Consider the following 13,280-nt stretch of genomic DNA (forward strand, 5'->3'; position numbering starts at 1 on the left):
TGATGTTCAGGTCAGATCGACCCGCGCGTTGTTCAAGACGATCACGCCGCGCTCAAGCGCCGTGACGCGCAGCGACACCGTGCTGCCACGCACCCACATCTCGGTGCGCAGCGTGTCGCCGGGCCACGCCGGTGCGGTGAAGCGCACGCGCATGCCGGTGAAATGCGTGTCGTCGTAAGCCAGCACCGCGCGCAGCACGGCATGCGCCGCCACGCCCATGAGCGCCATGCCGTGCAGGATCGGGCGAGCGAAACCCGCCGCCGCCGCAACGGCCGGATCGGCATGCAAGGGATTCAGATCGCCGCTCAAGCGATAGATCAAGGCGAGCTGGGCGGGCGTGGCCAGATCGCACACGAAATCGGGCGCGCCCTCGGGCATCGCGTGCGGTGCAGGCGGCGCGCCCGCGCTGCCGCCTTCGCCAAAACCGCCGTCGCCGCGCAGCAGGCTCAACTGCGTCACGGTGGCGAGCAGCTGGCCCGTTTCGGCATCGGCAATCTCGCGCGTTTGCTGCAGGAAAGCGCCTTTGCCCTCCCCTTTGTCCCACAGGCCGGTGATGCGGGTCGCGCCCTTGACGCGGCCGCTGGCAGGTAGCGGCGCATGGAGGCGGATTTCCTGCTCGGCATGCAAAAGCTTTTGCCAGGTGATGCCGGTATCGGGCTCGCGCGCCCAGAAACCCGGATAAGCCAATACGTTGGCCATCGTCGGCACGGCGCGCAGCGACTCGCCGTCCTTGCCCTCGTAGACATAGCGCAATTGCCCGGCGTCGAGCGGATCGGTGCCCAGGCCCAGACCCAACGCGTAGAGCTGGGTATCGCGCCGGGAGAACGCGTGTTCGACGACAGGAAACGGACGTGCCAGAAGTTGGGCGGGATTGAGCGACGTGGTGGGCATGACAGACATGGCAGCGTTGAGGATTAGCCCCCACGATGAAACCGGCCGCTTTCCCGGTCAACGGGTTTGCACCGAGCGTTCCGTACCTTGGCACGACGCACGGGCGCCAACGTAGGTGCCGCATCGCGAACGGCTCTTGCCAGGCGCATCGACGCCATTCCATTTCCCGGAACAGGCGCAGCAAAAGCGTTGCCTCGCTCGCAGGGCTGACGCAGCATGAGCCATCTTCATTCATCGATTGAACAGCCGACATGATTCGCGATCAGGAAACGCTCAACGGATTACTCGACACCATCGCCCGCTTCGTGCGCGAACGCCTCGTACCCAACGAGGAGCGCGTGGCCGAAACCGACGAAATCCCCGCCGATATCGTGGCCGACATGAAGGCGATGGGCTTGTTCGGCCTCACCATTCCCGAACGCTTCGGCGGCCTCGAACTGACCATGGAAGAAGAAGTGCTGGCCGTCTTCGAACTGTGCCGTGCTTCACCGGTTTTCCGCTCGCTGCTGGGCACGACGGTGGGCATCGGTTCACAGGGGATTCTGTTCGACGGCACGCCCGAGCAGCAGGAAAAATACCTGCCGCGCCTCGCGACCGGCGAACTGATCGCCTCGTTTGCGCTGACCGAACCGGAGTCCGGCTCCGACGCGGCGTCCCTGCGCACCACCGCAATCAGGGACGGCGACCACTACGTGGTCAACGGCACCAAACGCTTCATTACCAATGCGCCGCAAGCGGGCATCTTCACGCTGATGGCGCGCACCAACCCGGACGACAAGGGATCGGGCGGCATCTCCGCATTTATCGTCGATGCCAAAACACCCGGTATCAGCTTTGGCAAACGCGACAAGAAGATGGGGCAGAAAGGCGCCCATACCTGCGACGTGATCTTCGATAACGTGCCCGTGCCCGCCGCGAACCTGATTGGCGGCAAGGAAGGCCAGGGCTTCAAGACCGCGATGAAGGTGCTGGACAAAGGCCGCATCCACATCGCCGCCGTGTGCGTGGCGGTAGCCGAACGCATGCTGTCGATGGCACTGTCCTATGCGATGGAGCGCAAGCAGTTCGGCGAGCGCATTGCCGACTTCCAGCTGGTGCAGGCGATGCTGGCAGACAGCCGTGCGGAAATCTACGCGGCCCGCAGCATGGTGCTGGACGCCGCGCGCCGTCGCGACGACAAACTGCCCGTGAGCACCGAAGCGTCCTGCGCCAAGCTGTTCGCCTCGGAAATGTGCGGCCGCGTGGCCGACCGCGCAGTGCAGATTTTCGGTGGCGCGGGCTATATGGCCGAATACGGCATCGAGCGCTTTTACCGCGATGTGCGCCTCTTCCGCATCTACGAAGGCACGACGCAGATCCAGCAGATCGTCATCGCTCGCAACATGATCCGCGAGGCACAGTAACCCTGTCCGGCCATTGCGCCGTCTCGCGAAACAGGCTGCGATCGCGCCCCTACAGCGATCGCAGCCCGGCGTCCTGCACAAAAGAGTAAACCCCAATCGACACAGCAAGACACGCGAATTCTAATGATCGTTAGTTTGGTGATTATGCTAGCCATGCGTTTCCCAGAGACAGATCATGTATTGCTCGAATTCCTCTGATGTTCTTTCCGTGACCGAAACTCGCGCGGATAAACACGGCCCGATCGTGACGCCGTTTGCGCGCGCGCTCGCCATGCTGTGCGCGTTTACGCCCGCCGAACGCTGGCTCTGCAATAGCGATCTTTCGGAGCGAACCGGCATTCCGGCTTCGACGGTGACGCGACTGACCCGCACGCTGGTCGCTGCAGGCTATCTATGCTGCGATAGCGGCAAAAGACGTTTCCGCCTCGGGCCGTCGGCGTTGGCGCTGGGCTACCGCGCCGCAGCCGATATCGAGACCCACGAAGTCGCCCATCAACGCATGCACCTGTTCGCCGAGCGCCATCAGGTGCATGTTCATCTCTGCGCCCGCAACCGGCTCGATGTGGTCGTGATCGACAGTTGCTGCACCAGCACCATTCCGGCCTCGTTGCAACCGGCGATCGGCACGCGGTTGGCGCTCGCATCGTCGGCGGCGGGCTGGGCGCTACTCGCCAGTCTCCCCGATGGCGAGCGCGACTATCTGCTCAGAAGCGCCGCACTGCAACCTTCGCGCGAGCGCAGCGCGAGCACGAACCGCCGCCCCAGCGAAGCCATTGGCCAGGTGCGCGAAGAAGGCTTCTGCGTCGCGCTCGGGCAGTCGGGGCAACCCATGACGATGGTGGCCGCCCCGGTTCAATTGCCCGGCGAGTCGCCGCTGGCGGTCAGTTGCATGGGGCCATCCATGCTCGTCGGCCGGGCGCGCAGCGAGCGCGAGCTGGGCCCGGCGCTGGTGCGCATGGCGCAGGAAATTCAGCATTCGAGGGCCTTGTCATGAATGTCCCCACCAGCGATTCAACCGACAACTCGACGCTGATGACCGTGGAACGCGGGCTGGAAGTCCTGCGTGCGTTTCGCTCGAATCGCGCGCCGCTGAGCAATGCCGAACTGGTGCGGCGCACCGGGCTTTCCAAGGCTACGGTTTCACGCTTGACGTCCACCTTGATCCAGACGGGTTTCCTGCGGCTCGTCCCCGGCAGGCGCGAATTCGAACTCTCAATCGGCGCGCTGGGAATTGGCCATGCTTATCTGGCAACCAACGAGCTCCTGCAGTCTGCGCAGCCGCTCATGCAGGAACTGGCCGACCGTCTGGATGTGTCCGTCGCGCTGGGTATCCAGGATGGCATCGACATGCTTTATGTCGATTACCGGGTGAGCCGCAAGGTCGCAACGCTGCGGCTGGGCATCGGCTCCGTATTGCCGATGAGCACCACATCGATTGGGAGAGCTTATTTATGGGGCCTGCCTGAAGATGCGCGCGAGTCCCTGATCGAGGAGCACAAGCGACGCGCTGGAGCGCAAGGCGAGGCGCTGGAGCACGCTATCCGCGCATCGTTTTCCGAACTCGAATCCACCGGCACGTGTGCTGTGCTGGGTGGTTTCCAGCGCAGCACGTTTGGCGTGGCGCTGCCCGTGCGGCTGGGCCGCGACCGCACGCTCATGAGCCTGAGCTGCGGCAAGGCGGATGTCGATTTCAATCTGGAAGCCGAGCGCGATCGTATCGCTCCAGCGCTCAGGGAAACGGCCAACCGTCTGGAAGCGTACCTGTCAAACTGCGACAGCGGTCTCTAGCTGAATCGGAAACGCCGCTTCTGAGGCGGCGTGCAGCGCCTGCGAGATAACGCGCAAGTCAAGTACCAGCAAAACCGCGCACGCCCGCCTCCAGCGATGGCGACTGCGTCCGGTAGCAGTGCTGCATCCAGCGTTCATACCGCAAACCGTCGGCAAGAGGCAGTTCCATCGAGCGGCGCGCCATCTGCTTCATGCTGGCGAGCGCAAGCGCGTCGGCCTGGGCGATCTCCTTGGCCAGTTCCAGCGTGGCCGCTTCCAGTTGCGCAGCAGGCACGGCCTGCACGGCGAGACCAAGCGCGAGCGCTTCGCTGCCCGTCATGCGGCGGCCCGTCACCAGGTAGAGCATGGCGCGCTGCAACCCCAACTTGCGCGGCAAGCGCTGCGAACTGCCGCCGCTTGGCAGCAAATTGCGGCGAATATGTTCGTCGCCGAGTTGCGCAGCTTCATCGACAATCGCCAGATCGCAAGCCAGCATCAGCTCGAACCCGCCCGCCACGGCGTAACCGTTGACGCTGGCCAGCACGATCTGAGGGGCGGCCTCAAGGCGCTCGTAGGTGTCCTGCATCAGATCCTGATGACGCATGTGCGCGGCCCCATCGTCCAGTACGCCGCTTGCGAGCCACTTGAGGTCGTTGCCCGCACAGAAGGCGCGGCCACTGCCGCGAATCACCAGCACCTTGACCTTGCTCGCCGCCGCTGCGCAATCGAGCACCGCCTCGTTCAAGGCCCGCAAGGTGGGGCCGTCGAGCGCGTTCATGCGCTCGGGCCGTTCCAGCGTGAGGCGACGCACCTGCGGTGCGGGTTCGTCGATCGACACGGTCATGGCGCTCCCCTCCTTGTCGGGTGACGCGCCGTGCTCACGCGAAGCGCGCGAGATCGTCGACGCCCGCACGCGTGGTGCGGAACTGGTTCACCGGATGCTCGACTTCGGCGTAACCGAACGAGATGCCGCAGATCATCTGCTGCGTATCGGGAATGTCGAAATACTCGCGCACGAAATGCGCGTGGCGAGCCAGCGCGCCCTGCGGCGTAGTCGCTACGCCGTGCGCATGAGCCGCGAGCAGGAATGCGGAAATGAAACCGCCCGCATCGACGAGCGCATACGGGCCCAGCGCAACCGGCACCGTGACGATGGCCACGTGGGGCGCGTCGAACATGCGGAAGTTGCGCATGGCTTGCTCGGCGCTGCGTTCGGTGTCCTTCGGCCCAATGCCCAACGACGAATACAGCGCGATGCCCGCGCCGCGCCGGCGTTCGCCATAGACGCCCTCGTAGCGCGGCGGAAAGGGCAAATCGGATTCGTTTTCAGGGTGGCTGCGCGCGCGCTCCATCAGCGCTGCGCGAAAGCTTTCGGTGCTTTCAAGTGTTTCCGTGATGACCAGTTGCCACGGTTGCACATTGCACCACGAGGCCGAACGGCCTGCCATGCCGACAATGCGGCGGATCAGCGCGACGTCCAATGCCTTGTTCTGGTAGGCGCGGCAGGTGAAGCGGCCGTCCGTCAAGCGGTCGAATGCCGCGAGATCAGGAGTATGCGATGTCATTTAAAAGGAATCCTTATCTATTCTGGCCACGGCGCGTTCAGATGAACGTGCCCCGTGCGCGCCAGGCTTCGATGCGCTCGTCGGGCAGCCAGGCCCGCAAAGCCGCGATGGCGTTATCGGTGTTCAGTGGCGCGGGGGCGTCAGGCCGTGCGGCAGGCGTGCGCGAAAAGCGCGGGCCAGGCGCCGGATGCGTCACGCCGTCGAGATCGAAAAAGGTGCCGCGCGCCTGGAGGTGCGGATGCAATGACGCTTCATCGAAGTCGAGCACGGGCGCGAGACACACATCCAGTTCGCCGAGTTCCCGCGCCCATTCATCGCGCGTGCGCTCCCTGAAGCGGGCCGCGAGCGCCTGCTTGGCCTCGGGCCAGTTCTCGCGGTTCATCGGGTCCAGCAACAGCGGATGATCCTGCAAGCCAAGCTTGTCGAGCAGTAGCTTGTAGAACTTGCTCTCGATCGGCCCGATGCTGATGTACTTGCTGTCGGCGCAGGCATACACCTCGTAAAACGGCGCGCCGGTATCGAGCAGATTAGTGCCGCGCTCCTTGCTGAGCATGCCCGCCGCGTGCAGGCCCATGGTGACCGTCATGATCGATGCGACGCCGTCCACCATCGCCGCATCCACCACCTGGCCCTGCCCGCTGCCACGGGCTTCCAGAATGCCCGCGAGCAGCCCGAACGCCAGATACAGGGACCCGCCCGCATAGTCGCCCAGGACGTTGAGCGGCGGCGTGGGCGCCTGTCCGGCCCGGCCCATGGCGTTCAGAGCGCCGGTGATCGAGATGTAATTCAGATCGTGCCCGGCCACCTGGGACAGCGGGCCGTCCTGGCCCCAGCCGGTCACGCGGCCGTAGACCAGACGCGCATTGCGCGCGAGGCACGCGTCGGGCCCGAGGCCCAGACGCTCCATGACGCCGGGGCGAAAGCCTTCGATCAGCGCATCGGCGTCAGCGATCAACTCCATCACCATCTCGACCGCGGCGGGATCCTTCAGGTCGACGCGAATGGATTTGCGATTACGCAGGCCCAGATCGAACTGCACGGGGCGCGGCGCGCCCAGGCCCGAGGGTTCCTTGCGGTCGACACGAATCACCGTGGCGCCCAGGTCCGCCAGGAACATGGCAGCGAGCGGCCCCGGGCCAATGCCCGCAATCTCGACGATCTTGATGCCCGCGAGTGGGCCCTTGCGGGATGGCGCAGCAGGCATCATCAAATCACTCCTTCGTCACGCAACTGCTGCAGACGCTGCTCCGGCAATTTGAGCAGGCTGCGATAGATTTCGTCATTGGACGCGCCCAGCTCCTGCGCGGGCTGATCGAACTGCGCGGGCGTTTTCGAGAACTTGATGGGCAGCCCCATGCCCATGGCGTCGACATCGGCGAGCCCCGGGTGTTCCAGTTTCACCACCGCGCCACGCGCCTGCAGCACCGGATCCTTGAGCACGTCGAGCGGCGAGCGCACCGCCGCTGCTGGCACGCCGCGCTTTTCCTGCAGTTCGCGCACGACTTCTTCCGTGCTGCGCTCGCGCGTCCAGGCCTCGATGATTGCGTTGATTTCGGCCGCATGGTTCATGCGCGGGCCGCGCGTGGCGTAGCGCTCGTCCGTGGCCATGTCGGGCCGGCCGACTGCTTCCATCAGGTTGCTGAACCACTCCGGCTGAAAGGCCACCATCGCCACGTTGCCATCAAGCGTGCTGTACACGCCAAACGGCACGAGACGATCGTGGAAGTTACCCGATCGCTTGGGATAGCCATGGCCGATGAATACGTCGAAATGCTCCTCGGCCACCATCGACGAGAGGCAATCGAGCATGGAAACCTGCACGCATTGTCCTTCGCCCGTTCTGCCGCGATGGATCAGCGCGGCGAGAATGCCGTTGACGGCGTAGAGCGGCGCGATCAGATCGGCCATCGGCAGGCCCGAGCGCGTGGGCGGGCCGTCGGCGAAACCGGTCACGTCCATGATGCCGGACAGCGCCTGCACGATGATGTCCATGCCTTTGAGATTCGGGTACGGGCTGGGCTCGCCAAAGGCCTTGATGGACGCGTAGACGATCCGTGGGTTGACTTCGCGCACGCTGTCGTAGTCCACGCCCAGGCGCGCCGTGACGCCTTCGCTCGCGTTCTCGATTACGACATCAGACTCGCGCACGAGATCCATGAATAGCGCTCGGCCCTGCTCCGATTTCAGATCGAGCGTGATGCTTTTCTTGTTGCGCGCGCGATTGAGGATCGTGAGCGACACCTCGTCCTCGCGCCGCACGCCGAAGTGAATCCCTTCCTTGCCCACATACGGCGGGTTATTGCGCGCGATATCGCCGCCGCCGGGCGACTCGATCCGGATCACCTCGGCGCCCATGCCACCTAACAGGAGCGACCCATACGGCCCGGCGAGCGCGACGGTCAAGTCGAGAACGCGAATACCTTCCAACGGTCTTGTTGCGGACATGCTTGTCTCCTCTCGGCCCGGGTTCGCGTGCCGCCCCGGGGCCTGCGCGTTAGCGCGATGCTCAATGCTGTGTCTAGTATGACTTCGGCAAGCCAAGCTTGCGCTCGGCGATATTCGACAGAATCAATTGCGGCGTCACGGGCGCGATGTAGCCGATCCAGGCTTCGCGCATGAAGCGCTCGACGTGATACTCCTTCGCATAGCCAAAGCCGCCGTGCGTGAGAATCGACGTCTGGCAGGCGTTCATGCACGCTTCGGATGCCAGCAGCTTCGCCGCATTGGCTTCGGAGCCGCAGGGCACGCCTTTGTCGTAGAGATCGGCGGCCGCAAAAATCATATGATTCGCCGCCTCCAGTTCCGCCCAGTTGCGTGCCAGCGGATGCTGAACGCCCTGATTCTGGCCAATCGGACGGCCGAACACGACGCGCTCCTTCGCATACTGCGTTGCCAGCTTGAGCACGGCGCGGCCGATACCGACCTGCTCGACCGCCACCAGCACACGCTCGGCATTCATGCCGTGGAAGATGTAGCTCAGGCCCTTGCCTTCCTCGCCAATCAGTTCGTCTTTCGATACCGGCAGGTTGTCGATGAAGAGTTCGTTCGTATCGACGGCGGCGCGGCCCAGCTTGTCGATCTCGCGAATGTCGACATAGTTGCGATCGAGCTTCGTGTAGAACAGGCTCAGCCCTTCACTGTGCTTCTTGACCTGTTCGATCGGCGTGGTGCGCGCGAGAATCAGCATGTGATCCGCGACCTGCGCCGTCGAGATAAACACCTTCTTGCCCGACAGCAGATAGTTGCCGTCCGCCTGCTTTTTCGCCACCACCTTGAGCTTCGTGGTGTCGAGCCCGGTGTCGGGTTCCGTGACCGCGAAGCATGCCTTGTGCTCGCCGCGCGAAAAAGGCGGCAGCCATGCCTGCTTCTGCGCTTCGGTGCCGAAATGCACGACTGGTTGCAAGCCGAAGATATTCATGTGAATGGTGGACGCGGCCGCCTGGCCGCCGCATTCGGCCACCGTGCGCATGAACAGCGCCGCCTCCGTCACGCCCAGGTTTGCGCCGCCCACGTCTTCCGGCATGCAGATGCCGAGCCAGCCGCCGCTTGCCACGGCCTCAAAGAACTCGTGCGGAAACTCGTGGTTCTTGTCCTTGTTGCGCCAGTATTCAAGCGGAAAGTCCGAGCAGATTTTTTGCGCCGCATCGACGATGGCGTGCTGATCGGCGCTCAGTTGGTAGTCCATAGCTTCACTCTTTATGAACAGATGAAATCAGGCCGCCTGCGCGGGACGCAGCATCATCAGGCCGGTACGCACCGCCGTGCACACGATCTCGTCGCGCTGGTTCTTCGCCACGTGCTTGAAGGTGACGATGCCCGAATCCGTGCGGCTCTTCGACAGACGTGTTTCAAGAATCTCGGTTTCGACGCGAATCGTGTCGCCGTGGAACGTGGGCTTGGGGAAAGCGATTTCGCCAAAGCCCAGATTGCCCAGCGTCGTGCCGAGCGTCGTTTCGTACACCGTGATACCCGCCACGAGCGCCAGCAGAAACATGCTGTTGACAAGACGCTGACCGTAAAAGGTGTTCTTGCTGTATTCCGCGTCGATGTGCAGCGGCGCGCAGTTATAGGTCATCGCCGAAAACAGGACGTTGTCGGTCTCGGTCACAGTACGGCGGATTGCGTGCTCAATCACCATGCCCGGCTCAAACTGTTCGAAATAAAGGCCTGCCATTTTGTCTGTCTCCTGTGTGAGCCGGCGTCGGCGACCTGGCGCCTCACGCTGGCTTCGATTAAGTCGCGGCGCGCAATCAGCCGTTGAATGACTGCGCAAGTTCGATGATTTCGCGCGCAGTCTTCGCGTGAGCGATGTCGATGTGCTCGCCGTCGTAGATGCACGAGGCGCGGCCTTCGGCCTGAGCCTTGTCCAGGGCGTCGATCATCCCCTGATAAAACGCCACTTCTTCCTCGCCGGGGCTATAGGCCCGATTGACGATCTCCACGTTGGAGGGGTGCAGCACCAGTTCGCCGCTCATGCCCAGTTGGCGGTCGTTGGCCGCCGATACTTTCAGTCCGTCAAGATCGTGCACCTGCTGCCACACGCCGCCGATTGGCAATTTTCCCGCAGCGCGCGCCGCCATGACGACACGCGATTTGAGGTACTGCGTTTCGCGGCCATTGAGTGACCAGACCGTCTTGAGTGCACGGGCCACATCGGCGTTTTTCGCCGTCGCGCCCACGATTGCCGGCACGCGCTCGTGTTGAGCGATCTCGTACGCCAGTTGCAGCGAACGGGCCGTCTCCAGCAGCGGAATCACCTTCGTGTGCCCGACTTCGACACCTGCGCGATATTCCGCCTCGGCCAGCATCGACGAAACGGTGTGGATGTCTTCAGGGCCACAGGGCTTGGAGATCACGATGCCCTCAACCACCGGATTGACGATCGCGAGGATGTCATCGAAGTCGTAAAGGTGGGCGCTGCGGTTGATACGCACCCAGATTCGCTGCTTCTGCCCGGCCAGCCAGGCGAGCTTCGACTTGACGATCTCGCGCGCCTCGACCTTCTGCGCGAGCGGCACGCTGTCTTCCAGATCCAGGATCAGCGCATCGGCCCGGGAGGTGATGGACTTTTCGATCCACGTGGGCTTGTTGCCCGGAACAAAAAGAAAGGAGCGTATGGGTTTCATCTGCGTCGTCATGTCTATCTCGGCCTGTCGGTGAATTCAACTGTCAGGTTTTACCTAACAACTGGTAGTTAGTTTCGACGTAAGCGAAACAGCTGTCATTGGGGGTTTACACCAACACACCAAGACAGACGCGAATGTTGCGACGCGCCACCCGTGGTGAGTTTTTCAGGGCTTATGGATAACACTCATGGAACATCGCCTCCCTGAACACCACACTACCGAACAAACATTAGGTAGTTAAATCGCATGATCCTGGATCGAGCAAATTGGAGATGAGATGAAGAACCCCACGCAAGACATACCGACGCAAACCGTCGATAGCGCTGAACCGGCGCTATCCATCCCCAACCGCATTCGGGTCGCACACGACAGCAAACTTGCCTGGTACATCCTGGCGGTGCTGACCCTCACCTATTCGCTTGCATACATCGACCGTCAAATTCTCAACCTTCTGGTCGAGCCGATCAAAAATTCGCTGGCGATCTCAGACACGCAACTGAGCCTGGTTCAAGGGATTGCCTTTATTGCCGCTTACCTGGTTGCATCGCCACTATTCGGACGGCTCGTCGATCTGACCAACCGTCGTAATCTGCTCGTCGTCTGCATCTGTCTTTGGTGCGTCTTCACGGCACTGTGCGGGAGGGCCGATACGTTCGAAGGGCTGTTTATCGCGCGCCTGGGCGTGGGCGCCAGCGAAGCCTGTGTCTTTCCCCTTGCGCTCTCCGTTATCGCCGACTGCTTTTCGGCTAAAAAAATGGCGCGTGCGATGAGTTTTTTCGTGCTCGGCCCAATGCTGGGCGGCGGTCTTTCGCTCGTGGCCGGCGGCTTCGTGATCCAGTTTGCGCACACGCTTCATCAGCAGCTACCCATCCTCGCCCAATTCCAGACCTGGCAGCTCGCGTTCGTACTAGTTGGACTGCCGGGGATACTCTTTGCGCTGCTCGTGCTGGTGACAGTCCGCGAACCGGTGCGCAGCAGCATCAAGAGCGAACGAGTCGACGAACGACATTTCACTACCCGCGATTCGGCCGATTGGCTCTGGCAGCGACGGGGGTTTTATGTACGGATATTGCTCGGTGTCGGCATGCTCGCGATCGTCGTGCTCGGCATGCCGGCATGGATGCCGACGTATTTGATTCGCGCGCATGGCATGCCGGCTGCCGTGGTCGGGTTCCGCTTCGGTTTGCTGGTCGTTGGTTTCGGCATTGCCGGGGCGCTTAGCGGGCCGTGGATCGCACGCCATTTAGAGCGGCGCGGCTATACCGATGCGCCGCTGCGCACCGCTGCTTTTGCGATGATTCCGATGATGCTGTGCTGCGCAGCTATTCCTTTTGCACCCGGCACGACGGGCGCGCTCGCGGCGGCCGCTGGCACCGTGTTTTTCTTCAGCCTGCCCACGGGCTGCATGAGCGCGGCGCTGCAACTGGTCGCACCAAGCCGCATGCGTGGCACTATTGGCGCGATCTATTCGTTCGTTGCGCAATTGATCGGCTTTGGCGCGGGCCCGACGTTGATCGCCATGTTGACCGACCATGTATTTGGTAATACTAAGATGGTTGGCCAGTCGATTGCTATTGTGTGCCCGATCGCGTCGGTGCTTGCGGCGTGGCTGCTCTTTACCGCGCTGCCGCACTACCGCCGGTTGCTGGCTGAAGCCATCTAAGGAGGCGAGGCGCGGCTGGAGCGGATAAACAGGCACTCGGACGTCGCGCCATGCCATGCAACGCAATGCGCGACGTCAACAATGCAGGATCAGGAGGACGCGCTCAGTTCTTTCTTGCGGGAGCGCCGCGGCCGGGTCGCAGGTGCGGCGCCCTCGAAGAACATCGTGATGAACTGGTCGGCGATCTTGTCGAGCGTTCCCTTCTTGGGATCGAACCAGGTTTGCACCGAATTGATGAAACCAAGAACGAAGACGCGGCTGAGCGCGATATCGATATCTTCGCGCAGATAGCCTTGCGTGCGCAGGTCGTCGAAAACAGTCGTCCACAACTGCTGGTGCCGCTCGCGCCGCTTGATCTGGCGCTCGCGCACACTGTCCGGCAACTGGGTCAACAGGCGATTGTGCGCCAGCGCGTAGTCGCCAAACTTGATCAGCGCGCTCATCTGCCCAACCAGCGCCGCCTTGAAACGATCCACGGCATTCGCATCGGGGGGCAAGGCTTCGAAGTGCTCGTTGATGTGCTGGACGATGCTCTGCGCACCGTGCTCCATGACCACGTCAACGAGTTCTTCCTTCGACGAAAAGTGATAGTAGATACTCGCGGCCTCGATACCGGCCTGATCCGCGATGACGCGCATTGTCGTGGCCGTATACCCCTGCGTTGCAAACAGCCGGGCCGCCAGCCGCAACAGCGTTTCTCGGGTATCTGCACTGGGATTTACATTTCGCTTTCTCACGTCTGTTTATCAGCTTTGCGCTGTCCTGTTCTTCGCTGCCGCCCGGTTATGCGCCGCACAGCCGGTTTTTCGATTGCAAGGTTACCGTATTTTTTCTGCCCGGAACAGACGCCTTGTCACAGTACGGA

13 protein-coding genes are annotated in these 13,280 nt (G+C 62.6%); 4 read left to right on the forward strand and 9 right to left on the reverse strand.

Annotated features, from left to right (window positions below):
* Nucleotides 1-6: 6 nt before the first annotated feature.
* Nucleotides 7-900, reverse strand: a complete 894-nt coding sequence (locus tag BBA01S_RS22700) for a MaoC/PaaZ C-terminal domain-containing protein (protein WP_156966038.1) — start codon at nucleotides 898-900, stop codon at nucleotides 7-9.
* A gap of 242 nt (nucleotides 901-1,142) precedes the next feature.
* Here BBA01S_RS22700 and BBA01S_RS22705 point away from each other — a divergent pair, with 242 nt between their 5' ends.
* From BBA01S_RS22705 to BBA01S_RS22715, 3 genes are all read left to right on the forward strand, one after another.
* Nucleotides 1,143-2,294, forward strand: coding sequence for an acyl-CoA dehydrogenase family protein (locus tag BBA01S_RS22705; protein ID WP_027818465.1), 1,152 nt, complete (start codon nucleotides 1,143-1,145; stop codon nucleotides 2,292-2,294).
* 208 nt (nucleotides 2,295-2,502) lie between these two features.
* Entirely contained in the window at nucleotides 2,503-3,288 is a 786-nt protein-coding gene (locus tag BBA01S_RS22710) for an IclR family transcriptional regulator (RefSeq protein ID WP_027818466.1), read from the forward strand.
* Nucleotides 3,285-4,082, forward strand: a complete 798-nt coding sequence (locus BBA01S_RS22715; RefSeq protein ID WP_027818467.1) for an IclR family transcriptional regulator — start codon at nucleotides 3,285-3,287, stop codon at nucleotides 4,080-4,082. Before BBA01S_RS22710 ends, BBA01S_RS22715 begins: the two co-directional genes overlap by 4 nt.
* Nucleotides 4,083-4,140: 58 nt before the next feature.
* On the opposite strand, the gene BBA01S_RS22720 is transcribed toward BBA01S_RS22715, so the two are convergent.
* The 7 genes from BBA01S_RS22720 to BBA01S_RS22750 all read right to left on the reverse strand — a co-directional run bounded on the left by BBA01S_RS22720 (nucleotide 4,141) and on the right by BBA01S_RS22750 (nucleotide 10,764).
* Complete coding sequence (locus BBA01S_RS22720; protein WP_027818468.1) at nucleotides 4,141-4,905, reverse strand: enoyl-CoA hydratase/isomerase family protein; 765 nt, start codon at nucleotides 4,903-4,905, stop codon at nucleotides 4,141-4,143.
* 34 nt (nucleotides 4,906-4,939) lie between these two features.
* The gene (locus tag BBA01S_RS22725) at nucleotides 4,940-5,626 is read right to left on the reverse strand and encodes a nitroreductase family protein (protein WP_027818469.1); all 687 of its coding nucleotides are present in this window, start codon (nucleotides 5,624-5,626) and stop codon (nucleotides 4,940-4,942) included.
* A 37-nt stretch (nucleotides 5,627-5,663) separates the two neighbouring features.
* A complete protein-coding gene (locus tag BBA01S_RS22730; protein WP_084162459.1) occupies nucleotides 5,664-6,830 on the reverse strand; it encodes a CaiB/BaiF CoA transferase family protein in 1,167 nt (388 codons plus the stop codon).
* Between the two features lie 2 nt (nucleotides 6,831-6,832).
* Nucleotides 6,833-8,071 (reverse strand): CaiB/BaiF CoA transferase family protein, encoded by a 1,239-nt coding sequence (locus BBA01S_RS22735; protein WP_027818471.1) that lies wholly within the window; start codon nucleotides 8,069-8,071, stop codon nucleotides 6,833-6,835.
* A gap of 73 nt (nucleotides 8,072-8,144) precedes the next feature.
* Complete coding sequence (locus BBA01S_RS22740) at nucleotides 8,145-9,311, reverse strand: acyl-CoA dehydrogenase family protein (protein ID WP_027818472.1); 1,167 nt, start codon at nucleotides 9,309-9,311, stop codon at nucleotides 8,145-8,147.
* 27 nt (nucleotides 9,312-9,338) lie between these two features.
* Nucleotides 9,339-9,800 (reverse strand): MaoC family dehydratase, encoded by a 462-nt coding sequence (locus tag BBA01S_RS22745; RefSeq protein WP_027818473.1) that lies wholly within the window; start codon nucleotides 9,798-9,800, stop codon nucleotides 9,339-9,341.
* Nucleotides 9,801-9,876: 76 nt separating this feature from the next.
* Nucleotides 9,877-10,764, reverse strand: a complete 888-nt coding sequence (locus tag BBA01S_RS22750; RefSeq protein ID WP_027818474.1) for an HpcH/HpaI aldolase/citrate lyase family protein — start codon at nucleotides 10,762-10,764, stop codon at nucleotides 9,877-9,879.
* 265 nt (nucleotides 10,765-11,029) lie between these two features.
* Between BBA01S_RS22750 and BBA01S_RS22755 the strand changes: the two genes are divergently transcribed.
* Entirely contained in the window at nucleotides 11,030-12,415 is a 1,386-nt protein-coding gene (locus tag BBA01S_RS22755) for a spinster family MFS transporter (RefSeq protein WP_027818475.1), read from the forward strand.
* Between the two features lie 89 nt (nucleotides 12,416-12,504).
* Here the strand turns inward: BBA01S_RS22755 and BBA01S_RS22760 are convergent, their stop codons facing one another.
* The gene (locus tag BBA01S_RS22760; protein WP_027818476.1) at nucleotides 12,505-13,107 is read right to left on the reverse strand and encodes a TetR/AcrR family transcriptional regulator; all 603 of its coding nucleotides are present in this window, start codon (nucleotides 13,105-13,107) and stop codon (nucleotides 12,505-12,507) included.
* Nucleotides 13,108-13,280: the final 173 nt, after the last annotated feature.

It is taken from the genome of Paraburkholderia bannensis NBRC 103871 (assembly GCF_000685015.1).
Lineage (GTDB): Bacteria > Pseudomonadota > Gammaproteobacteria > Burkholderiales > Burkholderiaceae > Paraburkholderia > Paraburkholderia bannensis.

What these genes read in the sequence shown, in the direction of transcription:
- BBA01S_RS22700 (WP_156966038.1), bottom strand. Translation starts at nt 900, where the DNA reads ATGTCTGTCATGCCCACCACGTCGCTCAATCCCGCCCAACTTCTGGCA.
- BBA01S_RS22740 (WP_027818472.1), bottom strand. Translation starts at nt 9,311, where the DNA reads ATGGACTACCAACTGAGCGCCGATCAGCACGCCATCGTCGATGCGGCG.
- BBA01S_RS22715 (WP_027818467.1), top strand. Translation starts at nt 3,285, where the DNA reads ATGAATGTCCCCACCAGCGATTCAACCGACAACTCGACGCTGATGACC.
- BBA01S_RS22720 (WP_027818468.1), bottom strand. Translation starts at nt 4,905, where the DNA reads ATGACCGTGTCGATCGACGAACCCGCACCGCAGGTGCGTCGCCTCACG.
- BBA01S_RS22725 (WP_027818469.1), bottom strand. Translation starts at nt 5,626, where the DNA reads ATGACATCGCATACTCCTGATCTCGCGGCATTCGACCGCTTGACGGAC.
- BBA01S_RS22730 (WP_084162459.1), bottom strand. Translation starts at nt 6,830, where the DNA reads ATGCCTGCTGCGCCATCCCGCAAGGGCCCACTCGCGGGCATCAAGATC.
- BBA01S_RS22750 (WP_027818474.1), bottom strand. Translation starts at nt 10,764, where the DNA reads ATGACGACGCAGATGAAACCCATACGCTCCTTTCTTTTTGTTCCGGGC.
- BBA01S_RS22755 (WP_027818475.1), top strand. Translation starts at nt 11,030, where the DNA reads ATGAAGAACCCCACGCAAGACATACCGACGCAAACCGTCGATAGCGCT.
- BBA01S_RS22735 (WP_027818471.1), bottom strand. Translation starts at nt 8,071, where the DNA reads ATGTCCGCAACAAGACCGTTGGAAGGTATTCGCGTTCTCGACTTGACC.
- BBA01S_RS22745 (WP_027818473.1), bottom strand. Translation starts at nt 9,800, where the DNA reads ATGGCAGGCCTTTATTTCGAACAGTTTGAGCCGGGCATGGTGATTGAG.
- BBA01S_RS22705 (WP_027818465.1), top strand. Translation starts at nt 1,143, where the DNA reads ATGATTCGCGATCAGGAAACGCTCAACGGATTACTCGACACCATCGCC.